At 72.0% G+C, this 5,115-nt stretch carries 4 protein-coding genes; 1 reads left to right on the forward strand and 3 read right to left on the reverse strand.

Annotation, left to right across the window (positions count from 1 at the left end; translation table 11 throughout):
* Nucleotides 1-26: 26 nt before the first annotated feature.
* Both ACYVE9_RS15045 and ACYVE9_RS15050 read right to left on the reverse strand, forming a co-directional pair.
* On the reverse strand, nt 27-857 hold the full coding sequence (locus tag ACYVE9_RS15045; protein WP_461028348.1) for an aldo/keto reductase: 831 nt from the start codon (nt 855-857) through the stop codon (nt 27-29).
* Between the two features lie 159 nt (nt 858-1,016).
* The gene (locus ACYVE9_RS15050; RefSeq protein ID WP_461028349.1) at nt 1,017-2,843 is read right to left on the reverse strand and encodes an AMP-dependent synthetase/ligase; all 1,827 of its coding nucleotides are present in this window, start codon (nt 2,841-2,843) and stop codon (nt 1,017-1,019) included.
* Nucleotides 2,844-3,059: 216 nt separating this feature from the next.
* On the opposite strand from ACYVE9_RS15050, the gene ACYVE9_RS15055 reads away from it, so the two are divergent.
* Nucleotides 3,060-4,094 (forward strand): bile acid:sodium symporter family protein, encoded by a 1,035-nt coding sequence (locus tag ACYVE9_RS15055; RefSeq protein WP_461028350.1) that lies wholly within the window; start codon nt 3,060-3,062, stop codon nt 4,092-4,094.
* Nucleotides 4,095-4,106: 12 nt separating this feature from the next.
* Here the strand turns inward: ACYVE9_RS15055 and fdhD are convergent, their stop codons facing one another.
* Entirely contained in the window at nt 4,107-4,955 is an 849-nt protein-coding gene (gene fdhD, locus ACYVE9_RS15060; RefSeq protein ID WP_461028351.1) for a formate dehydrogenase accessory sulfurtransferase FdhD, read from the reverse strand.
* Nucleotides 4,956-5,115: the final 160 nt, after the last annotated feature.

Genomic DNA, 5,115 nt, shown 5'->3' on the forward strand with positions numbered 1-5,115 from the left:
CGCGGGCGCGGCGGCGGGAGGGTGCTTCAGCCCTGCATGGTGTCCGGGTCGGGGCCGAGCCGCTTCCCGGTGTTGAGGGCGGAGATCGCCGAGAGGTCGGTGGTGTCGAGCTCGAAGCCGAACACGTCGATGTTCTGCTTGATCCGGGCCGGCGTCACCGACTTCGGGATCACCACGTTGCCCAGCTGGAGGTGCCAGCGCAGGATGACCTGCGCCGGGGTGCGGTCGTGCTTCTCCGCGATCTTGCGGATCTGCGGGTCGTCGAGGATGTCCTTGCCCTGGCCCAGCGGCGACCACGCCTCGGTGGCGATGCCGTGCGCGGAGTGGAAGGCGCGGAGCTGGTCCTGCTGGAGCGAGGGGTGCAGCTCCACCTGGTTGAGGGCCGGGACCACGGACGTCTCGTCGAGCAGCCGCTGGAGGTGGGCGGGCTGGAAGTTCGACACACCGATGGCCTTGACGCGGCCGTCGGCGAGCAGACGCTCGAAGGCGCGCCAGGTGTCGACGAAGCGGTCCTGCATCGGCAGCGGCCAGTGGATCAGGTACAGGTCGACGTACTCCAGGCCCAGCCGGCCGATCGAGGCGTCGAACGCGCGCAGCGCGCTGTCGTAGCCCTGGTCGTCATTCCACAGCTTCGTGGTGACGAACAGTTCCTCGCGCGGCAGACCGGCCGCGGCGATCGCCTTGCCGGTGCCCACCTCGTTGCCGTAGACGGCCGCCGTGTCGATGCTGCGGTAACCGGCCTCGATGGCCTGTCCGATGGTGGTGGCGGCCTCGTCGTCCGGCACCTGCCACACGCCGAAACCGAGCTGCGGCATCGCCACACCGTTGTTGAGGGTGATGTTGGGGACGTTGCTCACGGGCGGAGGGTCCTAACGTTGTTCACGGACATGCTTTGACCAGACATGCTTTCTCTCAGGCGTCAACGATCACGCTCAGTGCCGCATTCCCACAAAAGCCGCCGCATCACCTGCCGCGCCCGCCTTCCGACCGACCGGCCGGCCGGTCCGCCGCCGCGGTCAGGTGCGGTAGAGCGCCTCGATCTCCACGGCGAACGCCTTCTCGACGGCCCGGCGCTTGAGCTTCTGCGAGGGGGTCAGCAGGCCCTGCTCCTCGGTGAAGCGCACGCCCAGTATCCGGAACGTCCGGATGGACTCCGCCTGCGACACCCTGGTGTTCGCGGCGACCACCGCCCGCCGGATCTCCGCCTCCAGCTCGGTGTCCCTGACCAGCTCGTTCGGGGACAGCTCCGGCTTGTGGCGCATCGCCAGCCAGTGCCCGACCGCGTCGGTGTCCAGGGTCACCAGCGCGGCCACGTAGGGACGGTCGTTGCCGACCACCAGGCACCGGTCCACCAGCGGATGGTCCCGTACCCGCTCCTCCAGAACGGTGGGGGAGACGCTCTTGCCGCTGGACGTCACCAGGATGTCCTTCTTGCGTCCGGTGATCGTCAGATAGCCGTCGTCATCCATCGCGCCCATGTCGCCCGTCGCCAGCCAGCCCTTGTGCAGTGTGGAGTTCGTCGCCGAGGAGTGGTTGTGGTAGCCCTGGAACACCTGGCGGCCGTGGACCCAGACCTCCCCGTCGTGCGCGATCCGCACCGAGGTCCCCGGCACCGGGCGCCCCACGGTGCCGAAGCGCGGCCGTTCCGGCGGGTTGGCCACCGCGGCCGCCGTCGTCTCGGTCAGCCCGTAGCCCTCGAAGATGCGCAGGCCCGCCCCGTCGAAGAACAGCCCCAGCCGGCGGTCCATCGCCGACCCGCCGGACATGGCGTACCGGCACCTGCCGCCCAACGACGCGCGCAACCGCCCGTACACCATCCGCTCGAAGACCTGGTGCTGCACCCGCAGGGCGGGGCTCGGGCCCGGTCCGACACCGAACGCCCTGTCCTCCATCGCCTCGGCGTACCGCACCGCCACGTCCGCGGCCCGGTCGAAGACGCCGAGCCGCCCCTCCGTCTCGGCCTTGCGGCGGGCGGCCTGGTGGATCCGCTCGAAGAGGTAGGGCACCGCCAGCAGGAACGTCGGCCGGAAGGAGGCGAAGTCGGGTAACAGGGCCGCTGCCCGCATGTCCGGCTGGTGACCCATCCGGACGCCGTGCCGGATGCCCGCCACCTCCACCATGCGTCCGAAGACGTGGGCCAGCGGCAGGAACAGCAGCGTGCACGGCGGGGGGCCGGAACCTGTCCGGAACACCGACCGGTAGCGCTCGACGACGTTGTCGCACTCGGCCATGAAGTTGGCGTGCGTCAGCACACAGCCCTTGGGGCGGCCCAGGGTGCCCGAGGTGTAGACGATCGTCGCGACGCTGTCCGGGGTGATCGCCATCCGATGCCGGTGCACCACCTCGTCGTCGATCCGGGCGCCGGCAGCGACCAGCCGCTCCTCCGCACCGGTGTCCAACTGCCACAGGCGCTTCAGCAGCGGCAACCGGTGGATCACCGAACCGATGGTCATCGCGTGGTCCTCGTGCTCGACCACGACCGCCGACACCTCCGCGTCGTGCAGCATCCAGTGCACCTGCTCGGCGGACGCCGTCGGGTACACCGGCACCGACTGCGCCCCCACCGCCCAGAGGGCGAAGTCGAAGAGCGTCCACTCGTAGCGGGTCCGCGACATGATCGCCACGCGGTCGCCGAACCGGACGCCCTCGGCGAGCAGTCCCCGGGCGAGCGCCAGCACCTCGTCGCGGAACGCCGCCGCGGTGACGTCCCGCCAGGCCCCGTCGGTGTCCTTGCGGGCGAGCACCACCCGTGACGGTTCCGTACCGGCACGGTCGAAGACGACATCCGCCAGCCCGCCGACCTGGGGCGTCGTCACCAATGCGGGAACGGTCAATTCTCGCAACAGCTGATCTCCTCTGTGTGCTGTGCGCACCACACAGCGTTGCGACGCTACCGGAAGCCGGTGACAGCGGGAAGCCGGTTGCCGCAGGTCAGTCCGCTCCATGGGCAGTCAGGCCCCTCGGCCGACGGCAGGCGCCGCGGACCCGCTCCCGCCGCTCCACTGCCCCGGGCGGGGACGGGCGACGGCCGCCGGACGGCTCCGTGGTTCAGTAGGCCCATGCGCCGCCTCATCCGCCTCGTCGACCCGTTCCTGGTACTGCTCGTGGCCACCGTGGCGCTCGCCGCGCTGCTGCCCGCGAGCGGTCCCGCGGCCGAAGCCGCCGACGTCGTCGCGAAGATCGCGATCGGGCTGCTCTTCTTCCTCCACGGCGCCCGGCTGTCCACTCGGGAGACCCTCGACGGGCTCCGCCACTGGCGGCTCCACCTGACCGTGCTCGCCTGCACCTTCCTGGTGTTCCCGCTGCTCGGCCTGGCGGCCCGGGGCCTGGTCCCGCACGTGCTGACCGAGGACCTGTGGCGCGGGCTGCTGTTCCTGTGCATCGTGCCCTCCACCATCCAGTCGTCGATCGCCTTCACCTCCATCGCCCGCGGCAACGTGCCCGCCGCGATCTCCGCGGGCACCTACTCCAGCCTGCTGGGCATCGTGCTGACCCCGCTGCTGGCCGGGCTGCTGATCGGGTCCGGCGCCGGCTTCTCCGTCGACAGCCTGCTGGGCATCGGCAGCCAGCTGCTCGCGCCGTTCCTCGCCGGCCAGCTGCTGCGGCGGTGGATCGGCGGCTTCGTCACCCGGCACCGCGCGGTCCTCGGCGCGGTGGACCGCGGCGCCATCCTCGTGGTCGTCTACACGGCGTTCAGCCGAGGCATGACGGAGGGCGTCTGGGAGCGGGTCTCGCCGTGGCGGCTGGCCGGCCTGTTCGGGGCCGAGGCCGTACTGCTGGCGGTCATGCTGCTGCTCACCGCCTACGGCTCCCGCGCGCTCGGCTTCTCCCGCGCGGACCGGGTCACGGTGCTGTTCGCCGGCTCGAAGAAGTCACTCGCCGTGGGACTGCCGATGGCCGCGGTGCTCTTCGGCGCCGAGGCCTCACTCGCCGTGCTGCCGCTGATGCTGTTCCACCAGATGCAGCTGATGGTCTGCGCCGTGCTCGCCCGACGCCTGGGCCGCCGCGCCGGACCGGACGGGGACGCGCCGCCGGAGGACGGCGACCCGGGCCCTCGGCCGCACGGCGCCCGGCCCGCCCCCGACGCGGGCTGACCTCGGCCGGAGTCAGCGCGGGGAGACGGAGCCGGAGAGGTCCAGGCGGTGCTCCCCGGCGTAGACGTTCATGGAGTCGCCCCGCAGGAAGCCGACCAGTGTCAGGCCCGTCTCCACGGCGAGGTCCACCGCCAGGGAGGAGGGCGCCGACACCGCCGCCAGGACGGGCAGCCCGGCCGTCACCGCCTTCTGGGCCAGCTCGAACGAGGCGCGTCCGGAGACGAGCAGCACGTTGTCGGACAGCGGCAGCCGGCCCTGTTGAAGGGCACGGCCGACCAGCTTGTCCACCGCGTTGTGCCGGCCGACGTCCTCCCGTACGTCCAGCAGCTCACCGCGCGGCGTGAACAGCGCGGCGGCGAGCAGCCCGCCGGTGCGGTCGAACACCCGCTGCGCCGCGCGCAGCCGGTCGGGCAGCGCGGACAGCACCGGCAGCGGTACCGGGTCGGGGAAGTCGGCAGACAGCGACCAGCGGGCGGTGGCCCGCACCGCGTCCAGGCTGGCCTTGCCGCACAGCCCGCAGGAGGAGCTGGTGTAGACGTTGCGTTCCAGGGTGATGTCCGGCACCGGCACCCCAGCGGCGAGGCGGACGTCGACCACGTTGTACTGGTTGGTCCCGTCCTCGGCCGTGCCGGCGCAGTACGTGATGCCGGCCAGTTCGTCGGCGCTGCCGAGCACGCCCTCGCCGACCAGGAAGCCGGCGGCCAGCGCGAAGTCGTCACCCGGGGTGCGCATGGTGATCGCCAGCGGTCTGCCGTTGAGCCGGATCTCCAGCGGTTCCTCCGACACCAGGGTGTCGGGCCGGGCACTGATCCGGCCGTCGCGGACCCGGATGACGCGGCGGCGGTCGGTGGCGCGTCCCATGCCTGTTCACTCCTGCGAGGTGTGGTGTGCGGGTTTCGCCGGGAGCGCCGCACCGCGGACGCCGCCGGGGAGCGGGGGAGGGCCGGCGGGTGGACTCCCGCGCACATTGTCCGTCACCGGCCGAGCCGCCGTCACCGGAGTCGGGGGCCGCGGCCGGGCG

Source organism: Streptomyces sparsus, from assembly GCF_054776295.1.

Excerpts from the sequence above, each read along its gene's own strand:
- ACYVE9_RS15055 (WP_461028350.1), top strand. The coding sequence starts at position 3,060 with ATGCGCCGCCTCATCCGCCTCGTCGACCCGTTCCTGGTACTGCTCGTG.
- fdhD (WP_461028351.1), bottom strand. The coding sequence starts at position 4,955 with ATGGGACGCGCCACCGACCGCCGCCGCGTCATCCGGGTCCGCGACGGC.